The organism is Vibrio sp. Vb1574 (assembly GCF_033338675.1).
Window position 1 is genome coordinate 280,511 of sequence record NZ_JAWOTC010000001.1, and the last position, 18,878, is coordinate 299,388.

The window sequence follows — 18,878 nt, forward strand, 5'->3', positions numbered from 1 at the left end:
TCTATCCTTCTGTTGGTTGGATCTACTTATTTAAGTAACGCTCTTACGAGTCATTACCCTGCTGAATTCGACGTAGAGAACGCTCTCGTCGAGACTCTTCTCGAGTCAAATCCAACAATGTTTCTTCGATGTAAGCCAAGTGCGAGTGGGACATTTCTCGCGCCTTTTCAGGCTGACCAGAAACAATCGCATCCACGATATTGGCTCGGTGTTTACTGACTTTCTCGACCGCTTCTGGGCGGCGACGTAGTAATTTAAAATTTTGTAGAATATTTTGCTCAAGCAAAGGTGCTAAGCTTCGAACAATGTGCAACAAAACCACGTTGTGCGCGGCCTCTGTCAAAGCGATCAAAAATTGCATTACTTCCGCAGATTCAGCTTCGATATCGTTGTTTGCTTGCTCTTGGCTAATGCGCTCAAGGCAACCTTGAATACGCGCAAAATCTTCTTCGGTACCACGTAAAGCTGCAAAGTAGGCTGAAATTCCTTCCATCGCATGACGAGACTCAAGCACATCAAGCTGGGTTTCAGAATGACTAGACAACAAATTCAACAAGGGATCTGAAAAGCTCTTCCAGATATTCTCACTTACGAATGTTCCGCCACCTTGGCGACGAGTCAACAAACGCTTCGCTTCCAAGCGTTGAATGGCTTCTCGGACTGAAGGACGAGACACATCGAACTGTTTTGCCAGTTCACGCTCTGGAGGCAGTTGTTGCCCCGGAGACAATGTTCCTTCCACTATCAACCTTTCTAACTCTTGTTCTATAACATCAGAGAGTTTTGGCTGACGAATCCTTTGATAAGCCATAATTTATTGTTCTTCTACTCTTGCAGGTAATTGGTAATACCAATTTTAAGTTGGTGCAGAAATTAACATAATTAAAACGCCACTGTCCAGCCGAAAATTGACCTAAATCATAGAACGAGCTTACTTCCAACACTCTGATAACAATCGACTGTTAAAACAGCAATAGAATTGGTATGACCAATTACATAAAGCATACAAATGGGAAGTCGACGTGCTAGCAGTTTTGGAAAAGAAATACAGAAAATGACAAAATCATCAGTCTATTTATTCACCAAAACGGCATGTACGAGCGTAAAAATGTAGTTAACTTTTAACAATCATTAATATTTCTGGTATCAAAAAAAGGCATACCTGATCGTATGCCTTATTTATTTCGCTTTTTTGAATTTACACTTTCGCTACAAATCAACGCTGTATAAGCAGTCTATATTTCACCCAATCAAAGCTTAGACCAGGATCGCTTTTTCTCAAGGGCGCAATATATTGATGACCGGTAATTCGTGGCGGGGTGATTTGAGGATAAGATTGCATAATCACCTCAGTGATCTCTGCAAGTGATTGATATTGCGCTTCTGTGTAGGCAGTAAATTCTGTCCCTTCAAGCTCGATACCAATGGAATAATCATTACAACGCTTCCTGCCCGCGAAACTGGATTGACCGGCATGCCATGCTCTATCGAGAAAAGAAACAAATTGAACAACCTCGCCGTTTCTTTTAATCAAGCAATGTGCAGAAACGCCCATTTTGTGAATAACTTCAAAAAATGGATGTGCATTTGGGTCTAGCTTGCCAGTGAAGAAGTCCTCAATATACGTTCCACCAAACTGCCCAGGAGGCAAACTGATGTTGTGTACCACCAGCAGAGAGATGTCGTTTGTATCAGAGCGAGCATCAAAAAATGGTGACGGAACATGCTTTGCCTGTGTCAGCCAGCCATTCTCGATAATTGGGCGCATATCAACCTCTCTACTTTGCAAATTAACTGCTGAAATTATTGACACCGGAGAGTATCATTCGTTGCCATCTCCCTTTCAAGACAAGATTTGCGATGAAGAACACACACAACATTCAAGAACGCCTAGAATACCTTAAACAACAACTCCCTTTAGAGATCACTCGCTCTGTCGCTGATACCTTAAAAGAAGATCTAGGTGGCAGTGTCGACGCAGATAACGACATTACTGCATCTTTGATCCCTGCCGATGCGGTTAATACCGCAACGATTATTACTCGTGAGCATGGTGTGTTCTGTGGTCAAGCATGGGCTGATGAAGTTTTTAAACAGCTCGGTGACAAGGTCAGTATTGAATGGCACGTAAAGGACGGCGATAAAGTCGAGCCTAACCAAACCCTTTGCACGCTGACAGGCCCTGCTCGTGACTTGTTGACTGGTGAACGTAACGCAATGAACTTCATCCAAACGCTGTCTGGCTGCGCAACAGTTACCGCAGAGTACGCTGAAAAAATCGCGCATACTGAGTGCCGTCTACTAGACACACGCAAAACCATTCCTGGTCTGCGTAGCGCACTAAAATACGCCGTGACCTGCGGTGGTGGCTTTAATCATCGCATCGGTGTGTTCGACGCTTACCTTATTAAAGAAAACCACATTATTGCTTGTGGTGGCATCACTCAAGCCATCCAAAAAGCGAAAGAGCTTAACCCAGGCAAACCGGTAGAAGTAGAAACGGAAAGCTTAGAAGAGTTGAAACAAGCGATAGAGGCTGGTGCCGACATCATCATGCTCGATAACTTCACAAAAGAAATGATGCGTGAAGCCGTAGCGATTAACGCAGGTCGTGCCGCTTTAGAGAACTCCGGCAACATTACGCTAGAGACCATCGCAGAATACGCAGAAACCGGTGTCGATTACATTTCGGTAGGCGCGTTGACTAAGCATCTAAAAGCGATGGATCTTTCGATGCGCTTCAAATAATAAAAGCAACACAATCTCAATTACTTCAACTAACTCAGTGAGTTGTGAGTAACTAATCATTTAAAAGGGCCAATTGGCCCTTTCTTTTTATCCACTAAAAAAATAGTACTACTCGCAAAACTCTGCATGCGATATGCAACTTTTCACCAAAGAGTTTTATCTCACTCGAGAGCCCATCCCTTCCCCATTTTCAACCCACCTTAACTCTCCATAATCTTTCGCCAATGCAAGAGCATTATTAATTTTTAGGAAAGGGTTAAAAATGAAAAACAGTAAACAGAAAAAACAACAGGGTTTTACTCTGATTGAGTTAATGATTGTGGTGGCGGTAATTGGTGTTTTAGCTGCAATTGCAGTTCCACAATACCAAAAATATGTAGCTAAAAGTGAGGCAGCGTCTGCACTAGCATCCATCACTGGGCATAGAATAAATGTTGAAACTTATGTTGTTGAAAATGGCTCATTTCCAACAGCAGCCCAGCTACCAGTTCCGACTTCTCCACTTGGTGTAATTAGCTATACAGCTTCAGCTTCAGGAGCAAGTACGTCGTCAGGTGCAATAAAATTCACATTTAATAGCACCGGTGTAAGTCCAGACGTTATCAGTAAAGACGTTACTCTAGGGCGTGATGGAACAGGTCAATGGAACTGTACCTCTGGCATTACTGCTACAGGTGTAAAGCCTAAAGCATGCTCGTAAGAAGTTAAGCAGTGCTAACTAACCTCTCCACGGTTCTTCGCCAAAAAGGGTTACTGACTTTTTCCCAAGAAGAATCGTTAATAGAGCAAGTCAAAGCTTCTGGCATTTCGATGCCAGAGGCTTTACTCAGTTCTGGATTATTTACATCAAGCGAACTCGCTGAGCACTTAAGTTCTCTCTTTGGTTTAAATCAGCCCGAGTTATCTCAGTACGAGTATGCTTCGCTTTGTCAGCAACTTGGCCTTAGGGAATTAATCACGCGGCATAACGCACTCCCACTCCAGCGTACGTCTTCAACGTTATTATTAGCGGTTGCCGACCCCACCAACCAACAAGCAGAAGATGATTTTCGCTTTGCCACTGGTTTACAGATTGAATTGGTGTTGGCGGATTTTCGTCAACTCAGCGCGGCAATTCGACGCTTATATGGTCGTTCATTGAGTCATGAGAAGTCCGGGTTAAAAGAGATCAACCAAGAAGAGTTAGCCAATCTGGTTGATGTGGGCGCAGATGAAATCGACAACATTGAAGACTTGAGCCAAGATGAGTCTCCTGTTAGCCGTTACATCAACCAAATTCTGTTGGACGCTGTGCGCAAAGGCGCATCCGATATCCACTTTGAGCCTTATGAAAAGATGTACCGTGTGCGCCTACGCTGTGATGGCATCTTAATTGAAACACAGCAGCCACCAAGCCACTTAAGTCGCCGCTTATCCGCTCGTATCAAAATCCTCTCTAAACTTGATATTGCAGAGCGACGTTTACCACAAGATGGGCGTATTAAGCTCAAGTTGAATCAAGACACCGCAATTGATATGCGTGTATCCACGCTACCGACTCTATTCGGAGAGAAAATTGTACTACGACTGCTCGACAGCAGCTCTGCGTCATTGGATATCGACAAGCTTGGTTATAGCGAACAACAAAAACAATTGTACTTGGATGCGCTGCGTCGCCCACAAGGCATGATTCTGATGACAGGCCCAACCGGGAGCGGAAAAACCGTTTCTCTGTACACTGGGCTGAGTATCCTCAATAAGCCAGAAATCAACATTTCCACGGCAGAAGACCCAGTAGAAATTAACTTATCGGGCATTAACCAAGTTCAAGTTCAGCCTAAGATTGGTTTTGGTTTTGCCGAAGCCCTGCGCTCTTTCTTACGTCAAGACCCGGATGTGGTAATGGTCGGTGAGATTCGTGACTTAGACACTGCGGAAATCGCCATAAAAGCATCGCAAACCGGTCACTTAGTACTTTCAACCTTGCATACCAATTCTGCAGCTGAAACGGTGATTCGTTTATCAAACATGGGCGTAGAAAGCTTTAACTTGGCCTCCTCTCTTAGTTTGATTATTGCCCAGCGCTTAGCCCGTAAACTGTGCTCGGTCTGCAAGCAACCACAAGAGCTTACCGTTCAGTTGCAACATCTCAGTATTCAAGCAAGCGACAACATTTTTAAAGCCAATCCCGATGGATGCAATGAGTGTACCCATGGTTATTCCGGCCGAACGGGGATTTATGAAGTGATGCGCTTTGATGAATTTCTTTCCGAAGCGCTTATTAAAGGCGCCTCTGTACATGAACTAGAAAAACTCGCCATCGCAAATGGTATGAGCACGTTACAAATGTCGGGCATAGAAAAACTCAAACAAGGGATCACAAGTTTTAGTGAACTACAGCGCGTACTTTATTTTTAATCCTTTAATCAGCAGTCACATCCATGAAAAGCACTACACCACAACTTAAAAACTTCCGCTGGAAAGGCATCAACAGTTCAGGCAAAAAGACATCTGGGCAAACCCTCGCGATGACAGAAATTGAAGTACGCGAGCGTCTAGACGCACAGCACATCAAGATCAAGAAGTTAAAGAAAAGCAGTATCTCGTTTCTCACTAAACTCAGCCATCGCGTGAAAGGCAGAGACATCACGGTGTTTACCCGTCAGATTTCGACGATGTTGATAACCGGTGTGCCCTTGGTTCAGGCTTTAAAATTGGTATCAGAGAATCACAAAAAAGCAGAGATGAAATCCATTTTGATGAGCGTGACACGCGCCGTTGAAGCAGGGACGCCCATGTCAAAAGCCATGCGCACTGCAAGTGAACACTTTGACCCACTCTATACCGATCTTATCGCCACAGGTGAGCAATCCGGTAACTTAGCAGAAGTGTTCGAGCGCTTAGCCACCTACCGAGAAAAAAATGAACAACTCCGTGCGAAAGTGATCAAAGCACTGATCTACCCAGCCATGGTAGTGCTAGTAGCGTTAGGCGTGTCGTTTATCATGCTCACCAAAGTCATTCCCGAGTTTGAAAAAATGTTTGTTGGTTTTGGTGCTGACTTACCGTGGTTTACCAGGCAAGTATTAGATCTTTCCGCCTGGACACAAAACTGGAGTCCGTTTATCGCACTAGGCTCCATTAGTTTATTCATTTCGGCGAGAATCCTCTCTAAGCGTTCAGATTCTTTTCGCTTAATGCTCAACCGCTCTGTGCTTAAATTTCCTGTCCTGGGCCCTGTATTATCAAAAGCCGCTATCGCCAAATTTAGTCGAACACTCGCCACAAGCTTTACAGCGGGTATTCCAATTCTAACCAGTTTAAAAACCACATCAAAAACCTCAGGAAACTTACACTATCAACTCGCCATAGAAGAAGTTTACCGTGATACCGCCGCAGGTATGCCAATGTATGTTGCCATGCGTAACTGTAATGTGTTCCCTGAATTAGTGTTACAAATGGTCATGATCGGTGAAGAGTCTGGTCGACTTGACGATATGCTCAATAAAGTTGCAACGATCTACGAGTTTGAAGTCGACAACACCGTCGACAACCTTAGTAAAATTCTAGAGCCGCTAATTATCGTATTTTTAGGTATCGTTGTTGGCGGATTAGTGACAGCAATGTACTTGCCAATCTTTAACTTAATGAGTGTATTGGGCTAGAATGAGCTGTTAACTCCTTTAAAACAGCATCTTGCTGATTTCACTCATCGCTCAAGAGACAAATATGGAAGTATTCCAGTACTACCCTTGGCTATTCGTTGTGTTTGCCACCATCTTCGGTCTGATCGTGGGTAGCTTCCTCAATGTGGTTATTTATCGACTACCTAAAATCATGGAACTAGAATGGCGACGCGAATGTGCCGAGTCATTTCCTGAATACAAAATAGAACCTCCTAAAGAAGTGCTGACCTTGAGCGTCCCACGCTCCTCCTGCCAGAAATGCGCAACACCGATACGTATTCGCGACAACATTCCTGTGATTAGCTGGCTGCTTTTAAAAGGCAAATGTCACAACTGTCAGACAACCATTAGCACACGCTATCCACTGATTGAACTGCTCACTGCATTCTGCTCAGGCTTTGTCGCTTACCACTTTGGTTTTAGTTACTTTACCGTTGCCCTACTCTTTTTCACTTTTATCTTAATCGCTGCAACATTTATCGATCTCGATACTATGTTGTTACCTGACCAATTAACATTACCATTAACTTGGGCTGGCATTGCCTTAGCATTAGTCGAAATAAGTCCTGTTACTCTACAAGATTCTGTCATTGGTGCTATTGCTGGTTACCTATGTCTCTGGTCCGTTTACTGGGGCTTTAAGCTACTTACTGGTAAAGAAGGAATGGGATATGGTGATTTTAAACTACTAGCAGCACTAGGGGCTTGGCTAGGTTGGCAGTCACTGCCGATGATCATTCTACTTTCTTCTGTGGTTGGCATCGTATTTGGCATCATTCAACTACGCTTGCAAAAGCAGGGAATTGAAAAAGCTTTCCCTTTCGGTCCTTACTTAGCAATTGCTGGTTGGATAAGCTTAATTTGGGGCGAGCAGATTTTAAACTGGTACTTTACTTCAGTTCTAGGAGTGTAAATGGCTTTGGTTATTGGTTTAACAGGTGGTATCGCTAGTGGAAAAACAACCGTCGCGAATCTGTTCAAACAACAATTTAAAATCGATATCGTCGATGCCGACATTGTAGCAAGAGAAGTTGTCGAGCCAGGTACTCCCGGCCTAAACGCGATTATTGAACACTTTGGTCACGATATCGTTCGTGAAGACCAAACTTTAGATCGCGCAAAGCTGAGAGAAAAAATCTTTTCGAATTCAGATGAAAAAGCATGGCTCAACGCACTGTTGCACCCGATAATTCGTGAAAAGATGATCGAAGATTTGCAGCAAGTCACTTCAGAGTATGCGTTACTTGTGGTGCCGTTGCTCGTAGAAAACAAGCTAGATAGTTTGTGTGATCGCGTTCTTGTCGTCGATGTAGAACCGAATACACAGATATCTCGCACGATGAAACGAGACAATGTGAGTGAAGATCAAGTTCGCGCCATCCTTGCCTCTCAAGCATCAAGAGAGCAAAGGCTCGCGCTTGCAGACGATGTGGTTAAGAATAATCCAAGTGACCCTGATCTTTTGCTTCAAATCACAGATTTGCACGAAAAGTACCTAGCCATGTGTAAGAAAAATCTGCGAAAATAGGAACGAAACTCACAAAGGCTTATGTCGATGACCACGCACAAATTTGAACATCCGTTAAATGAGAAAACTCGTATTTATCTAAGAGTGGAGTCTCTGCTGCGTCAGGCTCACTTGGCCTCTGGGTTTAGCGAAAATCATCAGTATCAACTGTTTTTCCGTGCGTTATTCGATATGGTTGAGATCTTCGAACAAATCCAACTGAAAAGTGAACTGGCTAAAGATCTTGAGAAGCAGCGGCTGTCGTACCGCCATTGGCTCAATGTTGATGGTGTCGATCAAGACGCATTAAATACCCTACTACAAGAGATAGATGTCGTTCATAGCCAACTAATGGGTGCTGAACGTTTTGGCCAAGCATTAAAAGAAGATCGCTTCCTAAGCTCTATCCGTCAACGCTTTAATCTACCGGGTGGTTCATGCTGTTTTGATCTGCCAGCATTACACTACTGGCTTCATCTACCTATTGAACGTAAAAAGCGTGATGCACAACAGTGGCAAGCAAGCTTAAAGCCCTTATCTGATGCGCTTTCGTTATGGTTAAAGCTCACTAGAGAGACCGGACATTTCAAAGCTCAAATCGGTCGTGCAGGTTTCTTCCAAAGTGACGCTGATGAAGCCAACATTCTAAGACTTCACATCCCAATGGAATATGGCGTGTATCCTATGATTTCAGGCCATAAAAACCGCTTTGCGATCAAGTTCATGTCGTTTGAAAACGGTCAAGCGTGCACACAAGATATTGAATTTGAACTTGCTGTGTGCAGCTAAGACGACACTACGCCTCGCCTCCATAATCTAAAATTCAACGCTTTATTGCGCTTATATTTGATAAAATTTCGTAGCAGCAATAGCGCGTTGAATAAGCCATCTTTAATTCGTTTAGGTATACTACCCTTTAACACCAATTAGTAATGGGACGCTCAACTATGTCTAAAGTTACCATCGTTCAATGTCCACAATGTGGCGCCGACGTAGAATGGGGAGAACAAAGTCCTCATCGCCCTTTCTGCAGTAAACAATGCCAAATGATTGATTTTGGTGAATGGGCAGATGAAGAAAACACCATCCCAGGCGCACCCGATATGTCCGATAGTGATGGCTGGTCTGAAGATCAGTACTAAATTAAGACCTAGGGTAAAGGAAGATCCTAGGTTCCTTCTTGGGGAATCTGAATCACGCTCCTTCGTCGCTGTCCAGAATGACGAATTTTAACCGCGGTACCCTGTAATCTTTGGCTATCAATTCCCGTCATTCAGAGGAGCCATAGCGAAATCAAGAACCTACTCATAGCAAGAATACTGTTGGACAACTGAAACACTAGCATTCTCAGCGAGTAGATTTTTAACCACGCTCCTTCGTCGCTGTCCAGAATGACGAATTTCAACCGCGGTACCCTGTAATCTTTGGCTATCAATTCCCATCATTCAGAGGAGCTATAGCGACATTAAGAATCAACTAACAGCAAGGATGAAGCTAACAACTTAAACACTTACATTCTCAACTAGTAGATTCTGAATCACGCTCCTTCGTCGCTATCCAGAATGACGATTTTTAACCACGGTACTCTATAATCTTTGACCATCATTTCCTGTCATTCCGAGGAGCCATAACGGCATCAGGAATCTACTCATAGCAAGGATGAAGCTAACAACTTAAACAATTGCATGCTCGACTAGTAGATTCTGAATCACGCTCCTTCGTCGCTGTTCAGAATGATGAATTTTAACCGCGGTGCCCTGTAATCTTTGGCCATCATTTCCCGTCATTCCGAGGAGCCATAGCGACATCAGGAATCTATTCACAGCAAGACAGAGGCGTGGAGTGTACGTCAGTGCAGGTCGGGTGAAAAGAAACGAGCAAGCTAATTACACAAATAAAAAAAACGGAGCCCTAAAAGGACTCCGTTTAAGATGAGAACGCTAGTTATAGCATTACTTCTTAGCAAGTTTCTCTTTGATACGAGCAGACTTACCAGAACGCTCACGTAGGTAGTACAACTTGGCACGACGTACTGCACCACGGCGTTTAACTTCGATGCTATCAACGATTGGAGAGTGTGTTTGGAACGTACGCTCAACACCTTCACCGTTAGAGATCTTACGTACAGTGAAAGCAGAGTGTAGACCACGGTTACGGATTGCGATTACAACGCCTTCGAAAGCCTGTAGACGCTCACGGTCACCTTCTTTTACCTTAACTTGAACTACAACAGTGTCACCTGGTGCAAATTTAGGTAGGTCTGATTTCATTTGCTCTTCTTCAAGAGCTTTGATGATGTTACTCATTTTTTAAATTCCTAGAATAAACTGATACTAAATAAATTAGGTTACTTTGCGTTATGTTCTTTAATGGCTTTATGCTCATTAACAAACTCAGCAAGTAATTGTTCCTGTTCGTCAGTCAGAGCTAGGTTTTCCAGGAGCTCTGGTCTTCTTAGCCAAGTACGGCCCAACGACTGCTTGAGTCGCCATTGACGAATGTCCTTGTGATTGCCTGACATCAGTACCGCTGGTACCTCTTTGTCATCCAATACTTCTGGACGCGTATAGTGAGGGCAATCTAACAAGCCATTTGCAAAAGAGTCTTCTTCTGCTGACGCGAAATCCCCTAGTACACCCGGAACAAACCGAGAGACAGAGTCGATTAACGTCATGGCTGGTATCTCACCACCCGTCATCACAAAATCACCAATCGACCATTCTTCGTCGACTTCAGATTGAATGATGCGCTCATCTACCCCTTCATAACGACCACAAATCAGAAGCAAGTTCTCATTCGTTGCCAGTTCTTCCACTCCTTTCTGGTCGAGCTTGCGACCTTGAGGAGAAAGGTAGATGACTTTCGTCTTGCCCGGTGAGGCTGCTTTCGCGGTATGAATGGCATCGCGCAAAGGCTGAACCATCATTAACATACCAGGGCCACCACCGTAAGGTCGGTCATCGACTGTGCGATGTTTGTCGTGAGTGAAATCTCTAGGATTCCAAGTCTCAATCGACAAAAGACCTTTTTTAACCGCTTGACCTGTTACTCCAAAATCAGTAACAGAACGGAACATTTCTGGAAAAAGGCTAATAACGCCAACCCACATGTTTATCTCGCTCTGTAATTTTGGAGATTAGAATCCAGGATCCCAGTCAACTTCGATCCGTTGAGCTTCGCGATCAACATTAATGATCACTTGCTCTTCAAGGAACGGGATTAATCGTTCCTTCTGCCCGAAAGCATCTTTAAGATTTGCTTTAACAACCAGAACATCGTTTGAGCCAGTTTCTAGCATGTCAGTAACGACACCTAGATCGTAACCTTTAGTAGTTACAACTTGCATCCCAAACAATTCGCGCCAGTAGAACTCATCTTCTGACAATTCAGGAAGTACCGCAGGGTCAATAGCAATTTCAAAGTTCGTCATTAGATGCGCGTCTTCACGAACATCCATGCCTTCCAGCTTAGCCACCATACCTTTGTTATGGCGCTTCCAGCTTTCTACTTTGTACTCAACCCACTTGCCCTTTTGGTTAATGTACCAAGGGCTGTAATCGAAAATGCTTTCAGCATTGTCTGTGTAGGAAAAAACCTTAAGCCAACCACGAATGCCGTAAGTAGCACCAAACTTGCCTACAACAATCTTTTCGTTGCTCATTGTTTCTTTACCTTTCATCGACATAAACTAGTTTCTACTTTTCAAGTAAAAAATTAAGCCGCTTTTTGAGCGTCTTTAACTAGCTTAGCAACACGGTCAGATACTGACGCGCCTTGACCAACCCAGTGGTTAACGCGGTCTAGGTCTAGACGTAGACCTTCTTCTTGACCTTTAGCAGTTGGGTTGAAGAAACCAACTTTCTCGATGAAACGGCCAGTTGCAGCGTTGCGGCTGTCCGCTACTACGATTTGATAAAATGGACGCTTTTTAGCGCCGTGACGTGCCAAACGAATGGTTACCATGTCGTCCTCTTTGCTTTCTCAAAAATAAAATTAACCCCAAAAACCATTCAAGAAATTAAACAGTTTGGGGTCTCGTGCCAAAATAAAGCTCCGGAATTTTACTCTTCTCCCGGAGCAATGCAAGGAGTTTAGTTACTTTTTCACCAACATAAATTGAATTTAAAGTTTGTGACGTACCTAACACCCTGAATCTATGCGTGATCGATTAATTAACGACCAAATGGGTTGAAGCCACCGCCACCACCCATGCCGCCCATCATGCCTTGCATGTTGCGCATCATGCCTTTCATGCCACCTTTTTGCATCTTTTTCATCATTTTCTGCATTTGGGTGAACTGTTTTAGTAAGCGGTTTACATCTTGAACCTGCACACCAGAACCAGCCGCGATACGCTTCTTGCGCGAGCCCTTGATAATTTCTGGGCGTTGACGTTCTTTCATTGTCATGGAGCTGATGATCGCTTCCATCTGTTTGAACATCTTGTCATCGACTTTATCTTTCACATTGTCTGGTAGCTGGGACATTCCTGGAAGCTTATCCATCATCCCCATCATGCCGCCCATGTTTTGCATCTGGCCTAGCTGTTCACGGAAATCTTCAAGGTCGAAACCTTTCTTCTCTTTGAACTTCTTCGCTAACTTTTCTGCCTTTTCTTGGTCAACGTTGCGTTGTAGGTCTTCAATCAAAGACAGAACGTCACCCATGCCAAGAATACGTGAAGCAACACGATCTGGGTGGAACGGTTCTAGCGCGTCAGTTTTTTCACCGACACCCAAGAATTTGATTGGTTTGCCCGTGACATGGCGTACTGAAAGTGCCGCACCACCACGAGCATCACCATCAACCTTAGTTAGAACTACACCGGTAAGAGGTAGCGCATCGCCAAAGGCTTTTGCTGTATTTGCTGCGTCTTGACCCGTCATGGCGTCAACAACAAATAGCGTTTCTACTGGGTTGATAGCTGCGTGAAGATCTTTGATCTCCCCCATCATCTCTTCATCAATTGCCAAACGACCTGCGGTATCGACAATAAGTACGTCGTAGAATTTTTTCTTCGCATGGTCAATCGCTGCATTGGCGATATCAATAGGCTTTTGGTCTGGTGATGATGGGAAGAAGTCAACACCGATGTCTGATGCCAGTGTTTCAAGCTGCTTGATTGCCGCAGGACGGTAAACGTCGGCAGACACAACCAAAACTTTCTTCTTGTCACGTTCTTTTAGAAGCTTAGATAACTTACCTACCGATGTGGTTTTACCCGCACCTTGTAGACCTGCCATAAGAAGCACAGCAGGTGGTTGAGCGGCAAGGTTTAGCGCCTCATTCGACTCACCCATTACGGCTTCAAGTTCTGTTTGAACGATCTTGATAAATTCCTGACCTGGAGTCAGAGATTTAGAAACTTCTACGCCCACCGCTTTTTCTTTAACGCGGTTCACAAATTCACGAACGACCGGAAGCGCAACGTCAGCTTCAAGTAGAGCCATTCGGACTTCACGTAGGGTTTCTTTAATGTTGTCTTCGGTCAGACGACCTTTGCCACTGATATTTTTCAGCGTTTTGGATAATCGATCCGTTAAATTCTCAAACATCTTTGTCTCTTCGCTAAAATGGCGATTAATTAGTGTGAGTATACATTAGCCAAGGTCTGAGTCATACCCGTACCGCTGTCCTATTCTTGTCTCTATTTATATATGGTGCGGTAACTTATTAATTTCAATATCTCATCTCTCACGATTGATGTCGGATATAACGTAGCCCCAAAGTGTAATGCAAGGTATAATTTCTCCATCGTGCACAATAATATTTAGGATTCATGGATAGCTTAATAGCCATCGCGGCCGCCATACTTTATGTCTTGGCGATTGCGACCATCATACCCGGACTCTCACAACAGTCAGGAATCAAAGCAAAAACAGTGTTTGCTAGTGCTGCCTGTGCGCTTGTTTTTCATGCGTGGATTTTGAGTGATCTGATTTTTGATGGTTCAGGTCAAAACCTGAGTATTCTCAACGTGGCTTCTTTGATCAGTTTTATTATTTCTCTGGTCATGAGCCTTGCTATGTTGAAAAACCGACTGTGGTTTTTATTGCCTGTCGTTTATAGCTTTGCTGCCATCAATTTATCTGCTGCCACATTTTTGCCAAGCACGTTTATAAAGCACCTAGAGAATGACCCTAAGCTACTCATTCATATTTCATTTGCGCTCTTCTCATACGCGACTTTAACTATCGGGGCACTCTATGCGCTTCAGTTGGCTTGGCTGGATCACAAACTGAAAGCAAAAAAATCTTTGGCGATTAACCCAAACCTGCCGCCTCTATTAATGGTGGAGCGTCAACTCTTCAAAATTATTTTGATCGGTAACTTATTGTTAACTGCCACGCTCATTACTGGCTTTGTCTTTGTGCAGGATATGTTTGCCCAAGGTAAGGCACATAAGGGCATTCTTTCTTTCATCGCTTGGGTGGTGTACTCAATACTACTTTGGGGTCACTATCAAAAAGGCTGGCGTGGTAGAAAAGTCACATGGTTCGCTGTTGCAGGAGCAACACTGTTGACTCTGGCATATTTTGGCAGTCGCTTTGTAAAAGAAATCATCTTGAATTAAGGAGCTCTAGGGCTCCTATCCTTTATATTTTAGGCTAGATAAAATACAGTACGCCTTAACTCTTTGACTTAACGGACTTACTCAACCGTTATATAACCCAATACTTACAAGGAACAGCAACGTTTTGGACGACATCTCTACGGGTATCTTGTTTGCGCTACTCGCGTGTCTTATCGTCATATCAGGTTACTTTTCCGGTTCAGAAACAGGGATGATGTCTCTGAATCGTTATCGCTTAAAACACTTAGCCAAAAACGGGCATAAGGGTGCTAAGCGAGTCGAAAGACTATTAGACCGTCCAGATCGTTTGATTGGTCTTATTCTTATCGGCAACAACCTCGTTAATATTCTCGCGTCTGCTATCGCAACCATTATTGGTATGCGTTTGTATGGTGATTTAGGTGTCGCTATCGCAACCGGTGCACTAACTATGGTTGTATTGGTTTTTGCCGAGGTTACCCCTAAAACAATTGCAGCGCTTTACCCTGAACGTGTGTCCTACGCGAGCAGTATATTATTGACCATACTGATGAAGTTACTGTCGCCTTTAGTGATGCTTGTTAACTTTATTACGAATGGCTTTATCCGCTTACTTGGTGTAAGAGCGGATCACTCAGCAGAAGATCATCTTAGCTCCGATGAGCTGCGTACGGTGGTAAATGAAGCTGGCGGTTTGATCCCTCGCCGACACCAAGACATGCTAGTGTCTATTTTAGATCTTGAGCACGTCACCGTGAACGACATTATGGTCCCACGCAATGAAATTACCGGTATTGATATTAACGACGACTGGAAATCCATTGTTCGCCAGCTAACACACTCACCACATGGACGCATAGTTTTCTATCGTGACCAAATTGATGAAGTGGTTGGCATGCTGCGCTTGCGTGAAGCTTATCGTCTGATGTTGGAAAAGAACGAATTCAACAAAGAAACGCTATTACGTGCTGCTGATGAGGTCTATTACATCCCAGAAGGCACACCACTGAACGTGCAAATGTTGAAATTCCAACGCAACAAGCAACGTATCGGTCTGATCGTGGATGAGTACGGTGATATCATCGGTCTAATCACTCTTGAAGATATTCTGGAAGAGATCATTGGTGAGTTCACGACGTCAATTTCTCCAAGCCTCTCTGATGAAATCAGTCCTCAAGGTGACGGAAGCTTTCTTATTGAAGGCAGCACCAATATCCGAGATATCAACAAAGGCCTGAAATGGGATTTACCAACGGATGGCCCGAGAACGCTAAACGGGCTCATTTTAGAACACTTGGAAGATATTCCTGAGAGCCATCTAAGTGTGAGAGTAGCGGGTCACCCAATGGAACTTGTTGAGATTGAAGAGAACCGAATCAAGCTCGTTCGTGTTTATCCGAAGAAGAAAAAATCGACATCCAAATAACCAAAAGAAAAGCCTGACTCATGTCAGGCTTTTTACTTATTGGGGCAATATGCTTCTTAATGAGCACCTAGTCGATGCGCAACTCTTTTAACATCGACTCAGGCAAAGCAAGTTCATCATTTTTGTTCACCGAAACACCAGCATCCAAAATGTTCTTTGCGATCTGTTGTGCTTCTTTTAAAGAGTGCATTGCTGCCGTGCCGCATTGGTATTCGTTAAGTTCAGGGATCTTATTCTGACTTTCTACCTTCAGCACGTCTTCCATTGCTGCAATCCAAGCATCTGCGACTTGCTGCTCTGATGGTGTGCCAATCAGACTCATGTAAAAACCTGTGCGGCAACCCATAGGCGAAATATCGATGATCTCAACAGAATCACCGTTTAGGTGATTACGCATAAAGCCTGCATAAAGGTGCTCTAGGGTGTGAATACCTTTTTCAGAAAGAATGTCTTTGTTTGGCGCAGTAAAGCGTAAGTCGAAAACAGTAATCGTATCCCCTTTTGGGGTCTGCATGGTTTTCGCCACTCGCACTGCCGGTGCATTCATACGAGTGTGGTCCACGGTAAAACTATCGAGTAAAGGCATTACATCTCTCCTGATTGTAACTCCAGTACCTTTCGGTAATGGATAAATGTCATTCATCCCTACAGCACATGAACTGACTGTGGGCTAAAAGAACCAGCTGCTGTTGTCTTCTAATTCCTGACGACATTGCTTCAGCTGCCAGCCATAAGTTTTCGCTGTTTGTTCAACACGTCGAGCGACTTTGATTAAACTAGGCTTTCGATTATAAGTACCTCGCTTATACCCACCTCGCCCTTCATGATAAGCCAGATACTGGTTATAGGGATCCCATAATGAAATCCCTAGCTGACGCCGTGTTTCATGAGTATACCAACCGACAAACATCATAGAATCATCGAAGTTGGTACGAGAGCCACCCTGACCTGTGGCATCTTGGAAGTCTTCCCAAGCAGGGTCTTGAGCTTGAGCGTAACCATACGCACTGCTGACTCGTCCCCAAGGAATAAACCCTAGCAAATAATCTTTAGGTGGTTTTGCATCGTGCCGAAAGCTGCTTTCTTGTTTAATGATGGCCATAGCGACATGAATAGGGGTCCCCCATTCATCTTCCATATCTTTGGCATCATCGTACCAACCGGATTTCTCTCGGAATATCTCGCATAAGTTATTCTGCTGCTTTGGCGGTGCCGTAGCACAACCTGCAAGTAACACGCTTCCAAGTACCGCTACTACTGACGACTTAATGTTCAACCGCACCAATCCTTAGTTAGTCATTACTGCTTCAGGTAAGCAAAGTAATCTTCCAAAAAATCATCAAAAGAAAGCGTGTCACTCTGCTCTGCTTGCTTTTGTTTTTCCACGGACGACGCTACTTCCGTTTCCATCGTATCTTGTGAATAGTACTGATAACCGTGAGCTAGGTTTTCATCACGGTACTTCATACCAAGAGTACAACCAACTTTACCTAGCCCACCCAGCTCTTTCGTTAGCTCTAATAGTTGACCAGAGATCGTTAGTTCTGGGTTATCAATCCATGTCTCGAGTTGATTACACACATCTTGGTATGCACTGCCACCAGCAGTCATATCCATTTGCTGTGCTATTTGACGTAACTCGACGAAAACTCGGTGTGCCCAATCTTGTAGAGATAGACGCTCACCTTGGCAACCAATTTGCAGCATTAGACCTTTTTCACGGCCAGAAACAATGACTTTATTCCAGTTATCGCGCCAACACTCTAATTCACAGTTATCCATAGGGTCTGAGTCTGACAAGGCCGCCCAGGTAAGGAAGAGATCCAAGAATCGTACTTGCTCTTCATTTAAGCCCACTGCGCTGAATGGGTTAACATCTAGAGAACGAACTTCAATGTATTCGACACCACCGCGTCGTAACGCATCTGAAGGCTTCTCACCACTTTTCGATACACGTTTTGGACGAATCGGAGCGTACAGTTCATTCTCAATTTGTAAGATATTGGAATTAAGCTGGCGGTATTCACCATCCACTTTTACCCCAATTTTCGCAAACTCTTCTGATGGGTGGCGAATCGCATCACTCAAACCATCGAGGTATTGGTCAATGCTGTTAAAACCAATTTTCAGCACACTTTGAGCACTATTGGTATAGCCAAGATCGCTCAAACGCAAAGACGTCGACTTCGGCAAATATAATGTCCCGCCAATCTTCTCGAATGGCAGATCGGTTTCACGACCTTGAATAAAAGAGCCACATAACGCTGGTGATGCACCAAAGAAGTAGGGAATCATCCAGCCAAAGCGGTAGTAATTACGGATCAACGCAAAGTACGCATCAGACTTAGCATCTTGGCGGGCTTGTTCATCTTGCTCGCCATAGAGCGCATCCCAAAATGTTTCAGGAAACGAGAAGTTAAAATGGACACCTGAAATAATTTGCATCAGGCTGCCATAGCGACGCTTTAGGCCTTCTCGGTACAGCGTTTTCATTTTCGCTGCATTCGAAGAGCCATACTGGGCTAACTGAATATCATCCTCTGAGCCTACGTAGCAAGGCATTGATAGTGGCCACATTTTCTCTTCACCCATTTTGGTTTGAGTGAAATGATGGATATCTTTCAGCTGTGCCATCAGTTCTGGAATTTCATGTGACACAGGCGTAATGAACTCTAACAATGATTCCGAAAAATCCGTTGTGATCCATTGATTTGTGAACGCAGAGCCTAACCCTTCAGGATGAGGAGTTGTAGCTAGATGTCCATCCTGACGATAGCGCAAAGTTTCTCGCTCAACACCGCGTCCAAACTGCTTAAATACTTCGGGGTTTGATGCAACTTTTTTTAGTCGCGCAGCAAAATCAGTCAAAATGAGGTTCGCTTATATTGGGAGCAGGACACTTGTTACATAACACAAGTGTAAGCTAAGTTATTGATAGTTAATGCATCTAGATAAATAACCCACGAAAAGTTGCTTATC

General features: G+C 44.0%; 20 protein-coding genes. 10 read left to right on the plus strand and 10 right to left on the minus strand.

The window, feature by feature from the left end; genetic code table 11:
- Positions 1–43: 43 nt before the first annotated feature.
- Together pdhR and ampD are read right to left on the minus strand one after the other, a co-directional pair.
- Positions 44–811, minus strand: coding sequence for a pyruvate dehydrogenase complex transcriptional repressor PdhR (gene pdhR, locus R7O12_RS01195; RefSeq protein ID WP_005379989.1), 768 nt, complete (start codon positions 809–811; stop codon positions 44–46).
- A 405-nt stretch (positions 812–1,216) separates the two neighbouring features.
- The gene (gene ampD / locus R7O12_RS01200; RefSeq protein ID WP_318105229.1) at positions 1,217–1,768 is read right to left on the minus strand and encodes a 1,6-anhydro-N-acetylmuramyl-L-alanine amidase AmpD; all 552 of its coding nucleotides are present in this window, start codon (positions 1,766–1,768) and stop codon (positions 1,217–1,219) included.
- A gap of 92 nt (positions 1,769–1,860) precedes the next feature.
- Between ampD and nadC the strand changes: the two genes are divergently transcribed.
- From nadC to yacG, 8 genes are all read left to right on the plus strand, one after another.
- Positions 1,861–2,748, plus strand: a complete 888-nt coding sequence (gene nadC, locus R7O12_RS01205) for a carboxylating nicotinate-nucleotide diphosphorylase (protein ID WP_206970627.1) — start codon at positions 1,861–1,863, stop codon at positions 2,746–2,748.
- 262 nt (positions 2,749–3,010) lie between these two features.
- Positions 3,011–3,448, plus strand: coding sequence for a pilin (locus R7O12_RS01210; RefSeq protein ID WP_203346929.1), 438 nt, complete (start codon positions 3,011–3,013; stop codon positions 3,446–3,448).
- 11 nt (positions 3,449–3,459) lie between these two features.
- Positions 3,460–5,145 carry a type IV-A pilus assembly ATPase PilB gene (gene pilB / locus R7O12_RS01215; protein ID WP_318105226.1) on the plus strand — a complete coding sequence of 562 codons (1,686 nt, stop codon included), beginning with the start codon at positions 3,460–3,462 and terminating at the stop codon, positions 5,143–5,145.
- Positions 5,146–5,168: 23 nt separating this feature from the next.
- Positions 5,169–6,392 carry a type II secretion system F family protein gene (locus tag R7O12_RS01220; RefSeq protein ID WP_017635918.1) on the plus strand — a complete coding sequence of 408 codons (1,224 nt, stop codon included), beginning with the start codon at positions 5,169–5,171 and terminating at the stop codon, positions 6,390–6,392.
- A gap of 64 nt (positions 6,393–6,456) precedes the next feature.
- Positions 6,457–7,326 (plus strand): prepilin peptidase, encoded by an 870-nt coding sequence (locus tag R7O12_RS01225; RefSeq protein WP_025768182.1) that lies wholly within the window; start codon positions 6,457–6,459, stop codon positions 7,324–7,326.
- Positions 7,327–7,941 carry a dephospho-CoA kinase gene (gene coaE / locus R7O12_RS01230; protein WP_017635920.1) on the plus strand — a complete coding sequence of 205 codons (615 nt, stop codon included), beginning with the start codon at positions 7,327–7,329 and terminating at the stop codon, positions 7,939–7,941.
- A gap of 27 nt (positions 7,942–7,968) precedes the next feature.
- Positions 7,969–8,709 (plus strand): cell division protein ZapD, encoded by a 741-nt coding sequence (gene zapD, locus R7O12_RS01235; protein WP_005373086.1) that lies wholly within the window; start codon positions 7,969–7,971, stop codon positions 8,707–8,709.
- A 158-nt stretch (positions 8,710–8,867) separates the two neighbouring features.
- Positions 8,868–9,062, plus strand: coding sequence for a DNA gyrase inhibitor YacG (gene yacG, locus R7O12_RS01240; protein WP_017635922.1), 195 nt, complete (start codon positions 8,868–8,870; stop codon positions 9,060–9,062).
- A gap of 810 nt (positions 9,063–9,872) precedes the next feature.
- Here yacG and rplS read toward each other — a convergent pair.
- From rplS to ffh, 5 genes are all read right to left on the minus strand, one after another.
- Positions 9,873–10,226, minus strand: coding sequence for a 50S ribosomal protein L19 (gene rplS / locus R7O12_RS01245; protein WP_005379971.1), 354 nt, complete (start codon positions 10,224–10,226; stop codon positions 9,873–9,875).
- A 41-nt stretch (positions 10,227–10,267) separates the two neighbouring features.
- A complete protein-coding gene (trmD, locus tag R7O12_RS01250) occupies positions 10,268–11,029 on the minus strand; it encodes a tRNA (guanosine(37)-N1)-methyltransferase TrmD (protein WP_005385420.1) in 762 nt (253 codons plus the stop codon).
- A 27-nt stretch (positions 11,030–11,056) separates the two neighbouring features.
- Positions 11,057–11,605: a ribosome maturation factor RimM gene (gene rimM, locus R7O12_RS01255; RefSeq protein ID WP_005379964.1), complete on the minus strand. Its 549-nt coding sequence runs from the start codon at positions 11,603–11,605 to the stop codon at positions 11,057–11,059.
- 29 nt (positions 11,606–11,634) lie between these two features.
- Entirely contained in the window at positions 11,635–11,883 is a 249-nt protein-coding gene (rpsP, locus tag R7O12_RS01260; protein WP_005379962.1) for a 30S ribosomal protein S16, read from the minus strand.
- A gap of 209 nt (positions 11,884–12,092) precedes the next feature.
- Positions 12,093–13,475, minus strand: a complete 1,383-nt coding sequence (gene ffh / locus R7O12_RS01265) for a signal recognition particle protein (RefSeq protein WP_005385423.1) — start codon at positions 13,473–13,475, stop codon at positions 12,093–12,095.
- 224 nt (positions 13,476–13,699) lie between these two features.
- Here ffh and R7O12_RS01270 point away from each other — a divergent pair, with 224 nt between their 5' ends.
- Together R7O12_RS01270 and R7O12_RS01275 are read left to right on the plus strand one after the other, a co-directional pair.
- Positions 13,700–14,494, plus strand: a complete 795-nt coding sequence (locus R7O12_RS01270) for an inner membrane protein YpjD (RefSeq protein WP_005379950.1) — start codon at positions 13,700–13,702, stop codon at positions 14,492–14,494.
- Between the two features lie 124 nt (positions 14,495–14,618).
- Positions 14,619–15,899 (plus strand): HlyC/CorC family transporter, encoded by a 1,281-nt coding sequence (locus R7O12_RS01275; RefSeq protein ID WP_005379948.1) that lies wholly within the window; start codon positions 14,619–14,621, stop codon positions 15,897–15,899.
- Positions 15,900–15,966: 67 nt separating this feature from the next.
- On the opposite strand, the gene luxS is transcribed toward R7O12_RS01275, so the two are convergent.
- The 3 genes from luxS to gshA form a co-directional block, all read right to left on the minus strand.
- The gene (luxS, locus tag R7O12_RS01280; protein WP_017820391.1) at positions 15,967–16,485 is read right to left on the minus strand and encodes an S-ribosylhomocysteine lyase; all 519 of its coding nucleotides are present in this window, start codon (positions 16,483–16,485) and stop codon (positions 15,967–15,969) included.
- 84 nt (positions 16,486–16,569) lie between these two features.
- Positions 16,570–17,175, minus strand: a complete 606-nt coding sequence (locus R7O12_RS01285) for a hypothetical protein (RefSeq protein ID WP_005379943.1) — start codon at positions 17,173–17,175, stop codon at positions 16,570–16,572.
- Positions 17,176–17,198: 23 nt separating this feature from the next.
- Complete coding sequence (gshA, locus tag R7O12_RS01290) at positions 17,199–18,767, minus strand: glutamate--cysteine ligase (protein WP_005385430.1); 1,569 nt, start codon at positions 18,765–18,767, stop codon at positions 17,199–17,201.
- Positions 18,768–18,878: the final 111 nt, after the last annotated feature.